This is a genomic window from Oceanicella sp. (genome assembly GCF_056449545.1).
In genome coordinates this window covers 1-15,328 of record NZ_JBWOMN010000049.1, presented here as the reverse complement: position 1 = coordinate 15,328, position 15,328 = coordinate 1, and the positions used below count along the sequence as shown (strand labels likewise).

13 protein-coding genes are annotated in these 15,328 nt (G+C 70.3%); 6 read left to right on the top strand and 7 right to left on the bottom strand.

Annotation, left to right across the window (positions count from 1 at the left end; translation table 11 throughout):
• Positions 1-29 precede the first annotated feature (29 nt).
• Genes AC1HC7_RS06895 through AC1HC7_RS06885 form a run of 3 tightly spaced genes read left to right on the top strand, consistent with a single transcriptional unit; the run spans position 30 to position 3,544 of the window.
• Entirely contained in the window at positions 30-1,046 is a 1,017-nt protein-coding gene (locus tag AC1HC7_RS06895) for a flavin reductase (protein ID WP_479497551.1), read from the top strand.
• 36 nt (positions 1,047-1,082) lie between these two features.
• Positions 1,083-2,321: a flavin-dependent oxidoreductase gene (locus AC1HC7_RS06890; RefSeq protein ID WP_479498841.1), complete on the top strand. Its 1,239-nt coding sequence runs from the start codon at positions 1,083-1,085 to the stop codon at positions 2,319-2,321.
• 41 nt (positions 2,322-2,362) lie between these two features.
• Positions 2,363-3,544 carry a serine hydrolase domain-containing protein gene (locus AC1HC7_RS06885; protein ID WP_479497553.1) on the top strand — a complete coding sequence of 394 codons (1,182 nt, stop codon included), beginning with the start codon at positions 2,363-2,365 and terminating at the stop codon, positions 3,542-3,544.
• 54 nt (positions 3,545-3,598) lie between these two features.
• On the opposite strand, the gene guaB is transcribed toward AC1HC7_RS06885, so the two are convergent.
• Both guaB and AC1HC7_RS06875 read right to left on the bottom strand, forming a co-directional pair.
• Complete coding sequence (gene guaB, locus AC1HC7_RS06880) at positions 3,599-5,053, bottom strand: IMP dehydrogenase (protein ID WP_479497554.1); 1,455 nt, start codon at positions 5,051-5,053, stop codon at positions 3,599-3,601.
• A gap of 102 nt (positions 5,054-5,155) precedes the next feature.
• Positions 5,156-6,094, bottom strand: coding sequence for a TDT family transporter (locus tag AC1HC7_RS06875; protein ID WP_479497555.1), 939 nt, complete (start codon positions 6,092-6,094; stop codon positions 5,156-5,158).
• A 381-nt stretch (positions 6,095-6,475) separates the two neighbouring features.
• On the opposite strand from AC1HC7_RS06875, the gene AC1HC7_RS06870 reads away from it, so the two are divergent.
• Positions 6,476-7,723 (top strand): NnrS family protein, encoded by a 1,248-nt coding sequence (locus AC1HC7_RS06870; RefSeq protein ID WP_479497556.1) that lies wholly within the window; start codon positions 6,476-6,478, stop codon positions 7,721-7,723.
• A 143-nt stretch (positions 7,724-7,866) separates the two neighbouring features.
• Here AC1HC7_RS06870 and AC1HC7_RS06865 read toward each other — a convergent pair whose 3' ends face one another.
• The 5 genes from AC1HC7_RS06865 to AC1HC7_RS06845 all read right to left on the bottom strand — a co-directional run bounded on the left by AC1HC7_RS06865 (position 7,867) and on the right by AC1HC7_RS06845 (position 13,685).
• The gene (locus AC1HC7_RS06865; protein ID WP_479498840.1) at positions 7,867-8,679 is read right to left on the bottom strand and encodes an ABC transporter permease subunit; all 813 of its coding nucleotides are present in this window, start codon (positions 8,677-8,679) and stop codon (positions 7,867-7,869) included.
• Positions 8,676-9,581, bottom strand: coding sequence for an ABC transporter permease subunit (locus AC1HC7_RS06860; protein WP_479497767.1), 906 nt, complete (start codon positions 9,579-9,581; stop codon positions 8,676-8,678). The genes AC1HC7_RS06865 and AC1HC7_RS06860 overlap by 4 nt, the downstream gene beginning before the upstream one ends.
• 14 nt (positions 9,582-9,595) lie before the next feature.
• Positions 9,596-10,744: an ABC transporter ATP-binding protein gene (locus AC1HC7_RS06855; RefSeq protein ID WP_479497558.1), complete on the bottom strand. Its 1,149-nt coding sequence runs from the start codon at positions 10,742-10,744 to the stop codon at positions 9,596-9,598.
• Positions 10,745-10,748: 4 nt separating this feature from the next.
• Complete coding sequence (locus tag AC1HC7_RS06850) at positions 10,749-11,846, bottom strand: polyamine ABC transporter substrate-binding protein (protein ID WP_479497559.1); 1,098 nt, start codon at positions 11,844-11,846, stop codon at positions 10,749-10,751.
• Positions 11,847-12,062: 216 nt separating this feature from the next.
• Positions 12,063-13,685 carry a glycosyltransferase family 39 protein gene (locus AC1HC7_RS06845; RefSeq protein ID WP_479497560.1) on the bottom strand — a complete coding sequence of 541 codons (1,623 nt, stop codon included), beginning with the start codon at positions 13,683-13,685 and terminating at the stop codon, positions 12,063-12,065.
• A gap of 281 nt (positions 13,686-13,966) precedes the next feature.
• On the opposite strand from AC1HC7_RS06845, the gene AC1HC7_RS06840 reads away from it, so the two are divergent.
• Positions 13,967-14,998 (top strand): MBL fold metallo-hydrolase, encoded by a 1,032-nt coding sequence (locus AC1HC7_RS06840; protein ID WP_479497561.1) that lies wholly within the window; start codon positions 13,967-13,969, stop codon positions 14,996-14,998.
• A gap of 113 nt (positions 14,999-15,111) precedes the next feature.
• The coding region (locus AC1HC7_RS06835) for a hypothetical protein (protein WP_479498839.1) at positions 15,112-15,328 on the top strand (217 nt) is incomplete at its 3' end.

Sequence of the window (15,328 nt, the reverse complement as noted above, 5' to 3'; positions counted from 1 at the left end):
AATTTTCATGTTTTTGTCGGGAGGCCGTGATGACCGAGTCCGAAACGCCAGCCCCGCACCCCGATGCGGACCCCCCCTCCATGCGCCAGGCGCTGTCGCGCTTCGCCACCGGGGTGACGGTGATCACCGCGCGCGACCGCGACGGCGCGCCGATCGGCTTCACCGCGTCCAGCTTCAACGCCCTGTCGCTGGACCCGCCGATGATCCTGTGGAGCCTGTCGCGCAGGTCCATCCATCTTGACGACTACCGCGCCGCGGACGCCTATGCGGTCAACGTGCTGGCCCAGGACCAGCACGAGATCGCCAGCCGCTTCGCCCGCCCGGTGGAAGACCGCTTCGCCGGGCTCGACTGGGCCCCCGGCGCCAGCGGCGCGCCGGTGATCGCCGGGGCGCTGGCGAACTTCGAATGCAGCCATGAAACCGTGCAGGGGGTCGGCGATCACCTGCTTTTCATCGGCCGGGTCACCGGGTTTTCCCACGGCCACGGCGCGCCGCTGACGTTTTTCGGCGGGGCCTTCGGCACCGTCACCACGCCGCGCCATGGCCCCGCGCCCTCGGGGTTCTACGAGGATTACACGCTGTATCTGCTGGCCCGGGCCTCGGCGCTGGCCTCGGAGGATTTCCACGCCCAGCTTGCCGCCGAGGGCGTCCCCGCCCCGGTCTGGCGGGTGCTCGCGGTGTTGATGAGCGGCCCGGCCACCGTGGGCAAGCTCGCCGACGCGGTGCTCTACAAGCAGCCCACGCTGACCAAGCTGCTGGGGCGCATGGAGGCGGACGGGCTGGTGGCGCGCATGCGTCAGAGCGCGGATGGGCGCGAGGTGACCGTGCGCCTGCGCGACAAGGGCCGCGAACTGGCCGAGGAGCTGATCCCCATGGCGCTGGAGCACGAGACCGCGATCCTCGGCGACGTGCCGGTGGACGAGGTCCAGACCCTGCGCCACGTGCTGCGCAGTTTCATTGCCCGCGCCGAACAGGGCGGGCGCCGCAGGGATGCGAAACCGGCGACGGCGGCCGATGATCTCGACCCGGCGGCCGGGGAGGGCTAGACCTGAGTCCGACGCGATCAGGGGGAGGCCTGCAAAATGATCATCATCGCCGGCGCCGGCATCGGCGGGCTGACGCTCGCGCTCGCGCTGCACAGGCATGGCCTGCCCTGCCGGGTGTTCGAATCGGCGCGCGACCTGCGCCCGCTTGGCGTGGGCATCAACCTCCAGCCCCATGCGGTGAAGGAACTGTGCGCGCTGGGTCTGCTGGAGGCGCTCGACGCCATCGCCATCCGCACCCGCGAGGTCGCGTATTTCAATTCTCAGGGCCAGAAGATCTGGGCCGAGCCGCGCGGGCGCGACGCCGGCTACGACTGGCCGCAGTTTTCGGTCCACCGGGGAAAATTCCAGTTCATGCTGCTTGACGCGGTGCGCGCGCGGCTCGGCCCGGATGCGGTGGTCAGCGGCGCGCGGGTGACGGGCTGGCGCGCGACCGCGACCGGCGTCGACGTCGATGTCGCGACCGCGCGCGGCGCCCAGATCATCTCCGGCGCGGCGCTGATCGGCTGCGACGGCATCCATGCGGCGACCCGCAGGCGCATGCATCCCGACGAGGGCCCGCCGGTCTGGTCGGGGACCATGCTGTGGCGCGCCACCACGATCGCGCCGAAATTCCTCTCCGGCGCCAGCATGGCCATGGCCGGCGACCGCAACCGCAAATTCGTCTGCTATCCCATCGCCGAGACCGAAGACGGGCAAAGCGTGGTCAACTGGATCGCCGATCTGCGCTATCCCGACGACCATCCCTGGAAACGCGAGGACTGGAACCGCCCTGGCGACCCGTCCGAGATCCTGCCCCGCTTCGCCGACTGGACATTCGACTGGCTCGACGTGCCGGCGCTGATCCGGGGCGCCGAGGCCATCTACGAATTCCCGATGATCGACCGCGACCCCCTGCCCGCCTGGACCATGGACGGCGCCACCCTGCTGGGCGACGCGGCGCACGCCATGTATCCCATCGGCTCCAACGGCGCGACGCAGGCCATTCTCGACGCCAGCGTATTGGCGCGCGAATTGCGGCGGCGCCCGGCGCCCGAGGCGCTCGCCGCCTATGAGGCCATCCGCCGCCCCGCCACCGCGGCCATCGTCAAGGCCAATCGCGGCGACGGGCCGGATCAGGTGCTGGACATCGTCGCGGCGCGCGCGCCAAACGGCTTTGACCGGCTCGAGGACGCCATCTCGCAGGCCGAACTGCACGCCGTCGCCGCACGCTACAAGACCATCGCCGGCTTTCGGGTCGAGGACCTGAACGCCGCGCCGGCCTTGCTGGACGCGTGACGACGCCGCCCGGCAATTCATTGGGAGGATGATAGTCAATCATGGCGAAACTGGACCGGTCCGCGCTGGCGCGGCTCGATGACTGCATGGCGCGTTGGGTTGCCCGCGGCGATTACGCCGGCATCGAATGGATGATCGGCGACGCGACCGGCGCGGTGCTGCATCAGGGCCGCGCCGGCGCGCGCGAGATCGGCGGCGCGGCGATGCCGGACACCCCGATCTACCGGATCTATTCGATGACCAAGCCCATCCTGTCGATCGCCGCCATGCAGATGGTCGAGGAATGCCGCCTGCGCCTGCATCTGCCAATCGCCGACTGGCTGCCCGAATACGCCGACATGCAGGTGCTGGGGGCGGACGGATCGCGCCGCCCGGCCCGCGCGCCGATCCGGGTGCAGCATCTGCTCTGCCACATGTCGGGCCTGTATTACGGTTTCGCCGGCGAACCGCTGGAGGACGAAACCGCCGGCGACTGCCTTCTGGCCACCACCACGCCGCTGCGCGAGGCGGTGCGCGATTTCGCCCGCTTCCCGCTGGATTTCGACCCCGGGACGCGCTGGCGCTATTCCTGCGCCAGCGACGTGCTGGGCGCGATCATGGAAATCATCGAACAGAAACCCCTGCCCGAAATCCTGCGCGCCCGGGTGCTCGCGCCGCTGGGCATGACCGAGACCGGGTTTCGCGTCCCCGCGGCGGCGCAGGCCCGGGTGATGGGCATGCATGGCGGCCGCCAGCCCGAAGACCCGACGACCGTGCCGCTGGACGTGAACGCGCCCTACCCGCTGGACGACCCGGATTTCGCGCGCGGCGGCCACGGGCTGTATGCGACCATGCAGGATTACGCGCGGTTCACCGCGGCGCTGCTGGCGCTGGCGCGGGGCGGCGATCGCGCCCCGGGGCTGGTGGGGCGCAAGACCCTGGCGGCGATGACCGAAAACCACGTGCCCGATTCGGCGCTGCCGCTGCATATCGAACTCATCGACCTCGACCAGCGCCCCGGGCTCGGCGGCTACGGCTTCGGGTTGGGATTTCGCCGCGCGCTGGGCAAGCGCGACCGGCGCATCCTTGCCAGCGAGGGCGAATTCGGCTGGTCCGGCGCGGCGGAGACCTGGTTCAGCGTCGATCCCCACGAAGGCGTGCACGCGCTGTTCATGACCCAGAACCTGGATTTTTCCGGGGCCAGCGAGGATTTCCAGACCATGCTGAACGCGGCGCTGACCTAGCGCCGCGCCGCCGCGCCGCCGGGGCGCCGCCCCCCGACCTGGCGCCGCCCGCGCTCAGCCGACGCGGTAGTTCGGGCTCTCGCGGGTGATCTGCACGTCATGGACATGGCTTTCGGTCAGCCCGGCCCCGGTGATCTTCACGAACCGGCAGCCGCCGCGCATGGCGTCGATGCTGCGGTTGCCGGTGTAGCCCATGGCGGCGCGCAAGCCCCCCACCAGCTGATGCAGCACCGCGCCCGCCGCGCCCTTGTAGGGCACCTGGCCCTCGATGCCCTCGGGCACCAGCTTGTCGGTGGCGGCCTCTTTCTGGAAATAGCGATCCGCCGAGCCCCGCGCCATGGCCCCCACCGATCCCATGCCGCGATAGGCCTTGAAGCTGCGGCCCTGATACAGGATCAGCTCTCCCGGCGCCTCGTCGGTGCCGGCCAGCATCGACCCGATCATGGCGCAATGGGCGCCCGCGGCGATGGCCTTGGCCAGATCCCCGGAAAATTTTATGCCGCCATCGGCGATCACCGGCGTGTCGGTCTCCGCCGCCGCCTGCGCGCAATCCATCACCGCGGTCAATTGCGGCACCCCGACCCCGGCGACGATGCGCGTGGTGCAGATCGAACCCGGCCCGATCCCCACTTTCACCGCATCCGCCCCGGCGCCGATCAGCGCGCGCGTCGCCTCGGCGGTGGCGACGTTGCCCGCCACCACCTGCACGTCGTTGGACAGCGTCTTGATGCGCTCGACCGCCCGGGCCACCGAAATCGAATGCCCATGCGCGGTGTCGATGACGATCAGATCAACCCCCGCGTCGATCAGCGCCTCGGAGCGTTCATAGCCCGCATCGCCCACCGTGGTCGCCGCCGCCACCCGCAGCTGCCCCAGCGAATCCTTGCAGGCATGGGGGTTGAGCACCGCCTTTTCCAGATCCTTGATGGTCAGCAGCCCCGCGAGCCGCCCCTCGCCATTCACCACCAGCAGCTTTTCGATGCGCCGCGCCTGCATCAGCCCGCGCGCCTCGTCCAGATCCACCGGTTCGCGCAGCAGGGCGAGGTTTTCCGAGGTCATCAGCGCACGCACCGGCGTGGTCCCGTCCGAGGTGAAGCGCATGTCGCGATTGGTGAGGATGCCGACCAGACGTTCATCCGCGTCCACCACCGGGAATCCGGTGATCTTGTAGCGTTCCTGCAGCACCCGCGCATCGGCCAGCGTCTGGTCGTCGCGCAGGGTGATCGGCGCGTAGACGATGCCGCTTTCAAAGCGCTTGACCCGGCGGATCTGGCGCGCCTGCTCGGCGATGTCGAGATTGCGGTGCACCACCCCCATGCCGCCGGCCTGGGCCATGGCGATGGCCATCTCGGCCTCGGTCACCGTGTCCATGGCCGAAGACAGGAGCGGGATGTTGAGGGTGATGCGCGACGTGACGCGGGTGCGCAGCTCGGCGTCCGAAGGCAGCACCTCCGAGGCGCCGGGCACCAGCAGAACGTCGTCGAATGTGAACGCCTCGCGAATCTCCATCGGTCTCTCCTGATCGGGATCGGCTTTGGCGCTTCCCTTTCGCATGGGCCGGGCGCGAAGAAAAGACGTGATTGCCCGGTTTGGGGTTTTGGCGGGCGGGGGTCAGTCGAACAGCGCGCCCTTGCGCGCCGCGTCCGCCAGGCGCCAGGTCAGCGCCAGCGCCGCCGCCGAGGCCAGCAACGCCAGCCCCCAGGCAAGCGGCGCCAGCGCCGGAACCCGGCCGCTGACGACGATCGTCGCGTGGGCGAGCGCGGCCAGCGCGAAGCCGAAGACGCCCCAGGCCGGCGTCCAGCCGCCGGCAAGCAGCCAGCGCGCCCGCAGCGCCAGCCAGATCGCGACGCCGAGCGCCGCGGCGGTCAACGCCGACGCCGGCGCCCAGTTCACGCCGAGCGCCCGCCCGGCAAGCGCCGCCAACGCCGGCGCCGCCGCCAGCAGCGACAGATCGGCGCGCCGCCCCGGCGCCGCCCATGCCGCGCCGCGCGCCTGCCGGAGCGCGCCGACGCCGATCGCCGCGATCGCCGCGATCGCCACCGCGAACAGCAACGTCGACAAGGCCCCGAAGCCCAGCGCCGCGCCGCCGAGCGGAGCGACGATCTGCCCGGCGAAGGGCAGCAGCAGATCCGGCCCCACGGCGCGATCCCCGGGCGGCGCGCGCAGCAGGGTCAGGACCACGACCCCGGCGAACACCCAATGCAGCAGCGCCCCGATCACCCAGGCGCCGATGGCGGGCCCCTGCGCGATGGGCGCGAGCCCGGCGCCCAGCAGCATGAGGCTCATGGACAGCGCCGCCGCGCCGCCGCGCATGGGCGGGGCCAGATCGGCGATCAGCGCATCGGGATCGAGCCCGATCTTGACCGCGTAGAGCCCGGCGCAGAACAGCAGCAGCATGCTGGCGAGCCCGAGCCAGGCCTCGCCGATCCACCCCGGCGCGCCCAGTTCGCCGGCGGCCGCCCGCCACATGAGCCCGACGCCGAGCAGCCCGAGGCAGAGCGGAAACGCCGAGACCGGAAAACGGCGGATCGGGGCCATGGGATCGGACATGTCGTCTTCGCTTTTCGGGTGCGGCGCGTGGCGGGGCTTCGCGCCCATAAACACCTTCGGCGCGGGTCGCGGCAATGGCGGATCGGGATCCGCCCTACACAAAACGCGATGCCGGCGCGCCCCGGATGCGCATGGGCCGGCATTGCGTCGGCGCCTGGTTCGGGGCGGCGGACACCGGGCGGGGCGGGTTCGGGCGGGGCGGGTTCGGGCGGGGCGGGTCCGGGCGGGGCGGGTCCGGGCGGGTCCGGGCGGGGCGTCACGCGTCAGCGGCGAGCGGTCCCAATTGGTCGCATCGCAACTCCTGAGAATTTTACTAGGATACAGTCCGACCCGCGCAGCCCGCGGGCCGAAACCGATGCAGACGATCCCGGGAGGCCTCAGATGTTCGCGGCCAGACCAATCATGTTCGGGGGCGCGCCCCATGCCGCGCCCCATGCCGCGCCGATGCGCGCGGCGCCCGATCTGCGCGCGTCGCCGCCGCGCCGCCGCGCCTATGCCGGGCCGGCCTTTCTCAGCCACGGCTTCCGGCCGTTCTTCTTCGGCGCCGGCGTGCTGGCGGCATTGCTGGTGCCGCTCTGGACGCTCGCCTATTTCGGCGCGCTCGACCTGGGCGAGGCGCCGCTGCGCTGGCATATGCACGAGATGCTCTGGGGGTATCTCGGCGCGGCGCTGTCGGGGTTCCTGTTCACCGCCATCCCCAACTGGACCGGGCGGCTGCCGATCTCGGGCGCCGGTCTCGGGGGGCTTTTCGGGCTGTGGCTGGCGGCCCGCGCGGCGATGCTGGCCGGCGGACAGGGCGCGCTGGCGGCGCTCGCCGGGGCGTTTCTGGTCGCGGTCGCGGCGCTGGTCTGGCGCGAGGTCATCGCCGGGCGCAACTGGCGCAACGCCGTGGTGGCGCTGCTGGTCAGCGTTTTCGCCGCCGCGCAGCTGACATTCCTGTTCGTCAGTCAGGATCTGGGGTTCCGGCTCGGGCTTGGCGTCGCCGCCTGCATGCTGATGCTGATCGGCGGTCGGGTGATCCCGAGCTTCACCCGCAACTGGCTGGCGCGGCAAAACGCGAAAGCCATGCCCGCGCCCATGGGCAGGCCGGACGCGGCGGCGATCCTGATCGCCGTCGCGGCGCTTGCGGCATGGGTCGCGGCGCCGGATTCGCGCCTTGCCGGGGCGGGCTTCGCGATCGCCGCCATCGCCCATGTCTGGCGGCTGTCGCGCTGGCGCGGCGCGGCCGCAAGGTCCGAGCCGCTGCTGCTGGCGCTGCATGTCGCCTACGCCTGGCTGCCCGTCGCCTATGCGCTGTTCGCGGCGTCGATCCTCGCCCCCGGCCTCGCGCAGCCCCAGCAGGCGATCCACGCGCTCGCCGCCGGGGCGGTGGGGCAGATGACCCTGGCGGTGATGACCCGGGCCAGCCTCGGCCACAGCGGGCGCAGGCTCGCCGCCACGCCGGCCACCACCGCGGCCTATGTCTGCGTGTTCGCCGGCGCGGTCCTGCGGGTCGCGTCGGGCTGGCTGGCGGCGCCGGCGCCGCTGCTGATCGGCGGCGCGGCGCTCTGGTCGCTCGGGTTTGCGATTTTCGCCGTGGCCTACGCGCCGATCTTCGTGAAGCCGCGCCCGCGCCGCCGCCCGGTCTGAGCCGCCCCTTCCGAGCCGCGCGCGGCCGGGCGCCGGCGTGGTCCCGGGCCTGACCCGGGCCCATGATCCAAGGCCCGTGACCCGAGGCCCGTGAGCCGAGGACTTTGATCCAGGGGGCTGGCCGGGCCAGCCGCGCCGCGCCCTCAATCCGGGCGCCTGCGCCCCTTCCACACCGCCAGCGCGATCCCGGCCCCCACCACAAGGATCATCAGCGTCGCCAGCGCGTTGATCTCGGGCGACACCCCGAGGCGCACCTTGGAGAAGATCACCATGGGCAGGGTCGAGGCCCCCGGCCCGCTGACGAAGCTGGCGATCACCAGGTCGTCGAAGCTCAGCGTGAAGCTCAGCAGCCAGCCCGAGACCAGCGCCGGGGCGATCGCCGGCAGGGTCACGTCGAAGAACACCCGCGGCTGGCGGGCGCCCAGATCCATCGCCGCCTCCTCCACCGAGCCGTCGAAATCCGCCAGCCGCGCCTGCACGATCACCGCCACGAAGGCCATGCAGAACGTGGCGTGAGCGATCACCACGGTGTCGAGCCCGCGCCCGGCGGGCCAGCCGAACAGGCTCTCCATGGAGATGAACAGCAGCAGCAGCGACAGCCCGGTCACCACGTCGGGCATGACGATCGGCGCCGTGGCCATGCCCGACAGCAGCAGCCGGCCGCGAAACCGGCCGAAACGGCTGAGCGCGTAGCCGATCATCGCCCCGAAGATCACCCCCAGCGTGGCCGACATCACCGCGATCTTCACCGAGATCCAGGCGGCGTGCAGGATCTGGTCGTTGGCCAGCAGCGCGCCATACCATTTCATCGACCAGCCGCCCCAGACGCTGGCCAGCTTCGAGGCGTTGAAGCTGTAGATCACCATGATGACGATGGGGATGTAGAGCAGCGCGAAGCCGAAGGCCGAGGCCCAGATCAGAAAGCCGCCGCGGGATTTTCCGCCCCCGGCGGTCATTCCTTCACCCCCAGCGCGTTGCGCATGAACATGATCGGGATCACCAGCAGCGCCAGCATGGCGATGGCCACCGCCGAGGCCACCGGCCAGTCGCGATTGTTGAAGAACTCGGTCCACAGCACCTTGCCGATCATCAGCTGATCCGGCCCGCCCAGCAGCGCCGGGATCACGTATTCGCCCACCGCCGGGATGAACACCAGCATGCAGCCGGCGACGATCCCGGGCATGGACAGCGGCAGCGTCACCGTCAGGAACGCCCGCATGGGCGATGCGCCAAGGTCGTGCGAGGCCTCCAGCAGGTTCGAATCCAGCTTTTCCAGCGTCGAATACAGCGGCAGGATCATCAGCGGCAGATAGCCGGTGATGATGCCCAGATAGACCGCGAAGTCGGTCTGCAGCATGGTGAAGGGCCCGATCCCGACCAGCCCCAGCGCCGCGTTGATGAAACCGGTGGGCGCCATCAGCCCGATCAGCGCATACATGCGCAGCAGGAACGAGGTCCAGAACGGCAGGATCACCAGCATCAGCAGCAGGTTGCGCCGCCTGACCGGGCTGCGCGCGATCAGCAGCGCCATGGGATAGGCCGCCAGCAGGCAGGCCAGCGTCGCCATCGCCGCCATCCAGATCGAATTCAGATAGGCGCTGTAGTAAAGATCATCCTCCAGCAGAAACAGGTAATTGCCGAAATTCAGGAACACCGTGAGGATGCCGTCGGACCATTCGTAGAGATCGGTGAAGGGCGGGCGGGCGATCGCCGATTCGGCGAGGCTGACCCGCAGCACCACCAGAAACGGGATCAGAAAGAACAGCCCCAGCCACAGCATCGGCGCGGCGATGACCAGCGCGCGGCCGCGTTCGCGCAACCCGCGCAGGCGCGCGGCCAGCCCCGCCCCCCCGCCCATGGCGTCGGGCGCGCTCATGACGTCAGCGCCACGCCGGCCTCGGCGGGCCAGGACACCCAGGCCCGATCGTCCCAGGTCAGGGCCGCGCCCTGCAGCCGGTCGGCGTTGACCAGCGTCACCCGCACGCGGAATCCCGAGGGCAGCCGCACCCGGTAATGGGACAATCCGCCCATGTAGGCGACGTCCTCGATCACCCCCTCGGCGGCCCCCCCGGCCCCCGCCCCGGTCTCGGGAGGCCCGGCGCTCAGCCGCAGCTTTTCGGGGCGCACCGCCACCCAGATCCGCTGGCCCATCTGGCAGGAGATGCCGTGATGGATGTCGATCTCGCCGCCCAGCTCCGCCGAGCGCAGGCGCGCATGGTCGGCCTCGTCCTCGATCACCTCGCCCTCGAACAGGTTCACCGAGCCGACGAAACCGGCGATGAAGCGGTTGCGCGGGAATTCGTAGAGATCGCGCGGCGCGTCCACCTGCACGAGGCGGCCCTGATCCATCACCCCGATGCGGCAGCCCAGCGTCATCGCCTCCTCCTGGTCGTGGGTCACCACGATGAAGGTGGTCCCGAGACGCTCCTGGATGTCCTGCAATTCGAACTGCGTCTCCTCGCGCAGCTTCTTGTCGAGCGCCGAGAGCGGCTCGTCGAGCAGCAGCGCCTTGGGCCGCTTGACCAGCGCGCGCGCCAGCGCCACGCGCTGGCGCTGGCCGCCCGAAAGCTGGCCGGGCTTGCGCCGGGCGAAATCGGTGAGCTTGACCATCGCCAGCATCTCCGCCACCCGCGTTGCCATCTCGGGCTTGGAAACCCGGTCCTGCTTCAGCCCGTAGGCGACGTTCTTTTCCACGCTCATATGCGGAAACAGCGCGTAGGACTGGAACATCATGTTGATGGGCCGGTCCCAGGGGGGGATGCGGGTCATGTCCTGCCCGTCGATCTCGATCAGCCCGTCATCGGGGGTCTCGAACCCGGCCAGCATGCGCAGCAGGGTCGATTTCCCCGACCCCGAGCCGCCGAGCAGGCAGAAGATCTCGCCCTTGCGCACCTCCAGCGACAGGTTGTCCACCGCCTTGTAGCCGTCGAAGGTTTTCGTGACCCCCTTGATGCGGATGAAGGTGGCGCCGTCATCGCCGACGGGCGCCGCGCCGCGCCCGCCCTCGGTTTCGCCCGCCATGACCTCAGCGGCCCGTCTTGACCTTGGTCCAGGCGCGGTTGACCGCCCGGTCGGTGCGCGAATCATAGACCACCGCGGTCCAGAGCTTGGCCATCACCGCCTCGGGCGGGAAGATGCCGGGATCGGCGGTGATCTCGGGATCCACCAGCGGCAGCGAGGCGGCGTTGCCGTTGGCGTACCAGACATAGTTGGTGATGTCGGCGGTGATCTGCGCGTCCATGATGAAATTGATGAACTTGTGGGCGTTGTCGGGATGCGGCGCGTCCACCGGGATGGCGAGGTTGTCAAACCACATCAGCGCGCCTTCTTTCGGGATCGCATAGGCGATCTCGACGCCGTTCTCGGCCTCGTCGGCGCGGTCGCGGGCCTGGAACACGTCGCCCGACCAGCCCACCGACAGGCACACGTCGCCATTGGCCAGATCGGTGATGTATTGCGAGGAATGGAAGTAGCGCACATAGGGCTGGATCCTGGACAGCAGCGCGGCGCCCGCGGCGATGTCCTTCTTGTCGGTGGAATTCGGGTCGAGCCCCAGGTAATTCATCGCCGCCGGGATGATCTCGGTGGGCGCGTCGAGAATGGTGATGCCGCAATCCGCCAGCTTCGCGGCGTTGGCCGGGTCCAGGACCAGCGCCCAGCTGTCGGTGGGCGCGTCGTCGCCAAGGCGTTCGGCGATCTTGCCGGTGTTGTAGCCGATGCCGGTGGTGCCCCACATGTAGACCACGGAATGGGCGTTGTCGGGGTCATGCGCCGCGGCGCGGGCCATGATCACCGGATCCATGTTCTTGAGGTTGGGCAGCTTGGACTTGTCGAGCTTGCGGTAGACTCCGGCGGCGATCTGGCGCTGCAGGAAATCGCCGGTGGGCACCACGATGTCGTAGCCCGAGGACCCGGTCATCATCTTGGCTTCCAGCACCTCGTTGGAATCGAACACGTCATAGGTGACCTTGATGCCGGTGGCGGCCTCGAATTTCGCCACCGTGTCCTCGGCGATGTAATCCGACCAGTTGTAGACGTTGAGCGCCTTTTCCTCGTTCGCCTGCGCCGCCAGCGCCGACAGGCAAAGCGCGAGCGCGGCGCCGCCGAGATACGTGGTCTTCATGTTGTCACCTCTCTGTCGGGACGGTCGCGCCGCCCCCTGTTGTCCTGACCGTGATCCGCAGGCGGCGCGCGACGCGACCGCCGCCGCGCCTGGCGGATCTTGCCGACAATCTAGACATGGATGAGTGCAATCCGCAAAGAGGTTTTGCGTTTTCGTGATCACAAAATTCAGCCGACGCCGCGGCGGCGACAGGTCCGGCGGTCGCCGTCAAACCCGTCAATAGCCGCGAAAACCCTGCACGCTCCAGATCGCGTATGTGATCACATTGTCGGAATGGGTGGCGAAGGAGCCTTCCTCAAGCAATTCGGCATGTTCGAATCGCGCCGCGATCTCCTCGCCCCGGGTCAGGTTCTGCACCGCCAGAATCATCGTGCGATCATCCCCCGGCGCCAGGCGCGCCTTCAGTTCGAAATGATTGGAGGCGACGCCGTCCGGGTCGTAGATGGCGATGTCCTCCAGCGTCAGCCCGCCCTCGAACATGCATTCCGACAGGCGGCGGCGGTCGTTGGACAGCAGCGCGTCGGAATCCTCGCCCTCCAGCGCCGCCAGCGCGTGTTCGCAGAATTGCGGGCCGATGCGCATCTTCTTGAACGGATCGTAGGCGCGGGGCAGGTCCGCCCCGTCCAGCGCGTAGACCAGCCCGGCGCCCCAGATCGCCGCCAGCGCGACCGCGCCGATGACAAGCTGCGCGATCAGCGCCCGGGTCCAGCCGCGCGCGACCAGCAGCCACGCCGCCAGCGCCGCGCCCGCGACATAGGCCGGCGCCGCCCAGTTGGCGTTGGCCTGGCTCAGCAGCGCCTGCACGCACATCGCCAGCAGCAGCGGCGCGCTCAGCCAGGCCAGCAGCCGCAGCCGCCAGTCGCGCCGCGCCGCGCCGAAACCGACCAGCGCCAGCGCCGCGACCATGGCGACGAAGGCCACCGGCCCGATCACCGCCAGCTGGGCGCCGAGAAATTCCGCCAGCTTGTCGGGGTTGAGCAGATCGCCGCCGATCTCGGCGTTCTCCGACAGATGCGCCACGGTGGCGAAGCCGTTGCGCGCGTTCCAGGCCAGATTGGGCGACAGCACCAGCAGCGCCGCCCCCGCCGCCAGCAGCGGCCCGCGCCGGTTGGCCGGGCCCTCGCGCGAGAACAGCGCATAGCCGAGCCCCGAGAGCGGCAGCGCCACGGCGGTGTATTTCGCCATCATCCCGAGCCCGACCCCGAGCCCCATCGCCGCCCACCAGCCCCAGCGCGGCGGCGGCGGCGCGGGTGTCCTGCGCCGCCCCGGCGCCGGCGCGGGTTCGATGGCCCGGATCAGCGCATAGACCCCCAGCGCCCAGCCCGCCATCATCACCGGATCGGTGGTCATCAGCATCGAGGACACCGTGACCCCCGGCGCCGCCAGATACAGCGCCGCAGCCCAGAACCCGGTGCGCGCCTCGAACAGCCGCCGCGTCGAAAGGAAGATCAGCCCCGCCACCGCGAAATGCGCCGTCGGCGCGAAGACGCGCAGCGCGAACAGCGTGTCGCCCAGCATCTCGGCGGCGGCGCGGATCAGCCAGGCGACCAGCGGCGGCTTGGAATAATAGCCGGCGTCGAGCGACTCGCCATAGACCCAGTATTGCGCCTCGTCGAAATGCACCGGGGCGACGCTGAACGCGTTCAGGACCAGCCGCAGCGCCAGCACCCCCAGCAGCAGCCAGACCGCCCGCCAGGTCCAGCGCCGGTTGTCCCGCGCCGCCTTGAGCCCCGCCTTGCGGCCCTTGCCGGCTTTCCCGCCGCCCGGCGCCGCGGACCCGCCCGCGGGCGCCGCCGCCGCGCCGGCCGGACCCTGCGCCGATATGGATCGTTTCGCCATCAAGTCCTCCGCCGCGCGCCCGGCCGGTTTCAGGCGCGCCCAAGCCGCGCGCGGATCCTGGCCTTCTGCCGCATTCCCCCGCGCCGCGCAAGACGCCGCCCATGGCCGGCCCCGGGCGCCAGGCCCAACTGGCGAATAGACTTGCGCCGGCATATGCCTAAGATGCGTTCCGGCATTTGCATTGGCGACGCTCGCCATTGCGACCCGCCCGATCAGGGCCTGACAGCCTCCCCGCCGCCGATCGCCCGCCCGCCTTCCCCGGCCACAATCAGGAGACCCGCATGTTTCGCCCCTTGCGCCCCAACCGATCCCCCAGCCGATCCCCCGACCAGTCCCGGCGGCGCCCAAGCCGCCGCGAGATCCTCAAGCTCGCCGCCATGGCCCCGGCGCTGGCGCTCACCGCCGCCCCCGGGCCGCTGCGCGCGCTCGGCGCCCCGAACGCGGACCAGGCCCCCGGGTTTTTCCGCTTCACGCTCGGCGACAAGAACATCACCATCCTGTCGGACGGCAACCTCAACACCCCGGCCGCGATGCTCGGCGTCAACGCCGATCCCGAGGCGGTCGCGGCCTTCCTCACCGCCCATTACCTCGACACCGAGGTGAACTACGCCCACACCAACCACGTGATGATCGGCGAGGGCGACAAGACCGTGCTGGTCGATGTCGGCTCCGGCGACCGGTTCCAGCCCAGCGCCGGGCGGCTGGTGAGCAACATGGAGGAAGCCGGCATCGACCCCGCCGGCGTCACCGACGTGGTTCTGACCCATGCCCATCCCGATCACGTCTGGGGCGCCATGGATGATTTCGGCGACGACCCCCGCATCCCCGAAGCGGCGCATCACATCGGCGGCGCCGAATACGACTGGTGGATGCAGGACGGCCTGCCCAGCCGGGTCCCCGCCGGCATGGCGCCTTTCGTGGTCGGCGCGCAAAGCGCGCTGGGCGCGCTGGGCGACCGGCTCGCCCCGGTGAAGGCCGGCGACGGGCCCATGTCGGGGGTGCAGGTCATCGACACGCCCGGCCACACCATCGGCCACATGTCGCTGATCGTCGAAAGCGGCGACGAGCGCATGCTGATCACCGCCGACGCGCTCAACCACGGGCATGTGAGCTTCGAGCGCCCGGAATGGATCTACGGCTTCGACATGGACGGCGCGCAGGCGGTGAAGACCCGGCGCCGGCTGCTCGACATGGCGGTGGAGGAAAAGATGGTGGTGGTCGGCTACCATTTTCCCTTCCCCGGCGTCGGTCACGTGGTGCGCAGCGGCGAGGCCTACCGGTTCCTGCCGGCGCTGTGGCGCTGGCAGGGCTGACCCCGCGGATCCGCGCGGCGGGCGACAGGCCCGGGGGCGGGGCGCATTTGGCGTTTCGCCCCCGCGCGCCTATATTGAGCATGTTGGTGTGAATTTTTAGGATCGGACACGAAATGCCCCCTGCCGCACGGATCACGGACACGACCACCCATATGGGCCAGCCGCTGGCGCCCGGCCCCGGATCCCCGAACACGATCATCGCCTTCATGCCGGCCTGGCGCGCCGTGCCGGCCGCCGCCGCCGCCGCGCTGCAAGCGGCCAAGGACACATCGGACAAGGCGATACAGGCGGTCGAGCAGGCGCGCGCCGCGGCCTCGGGCACCCCCGGCG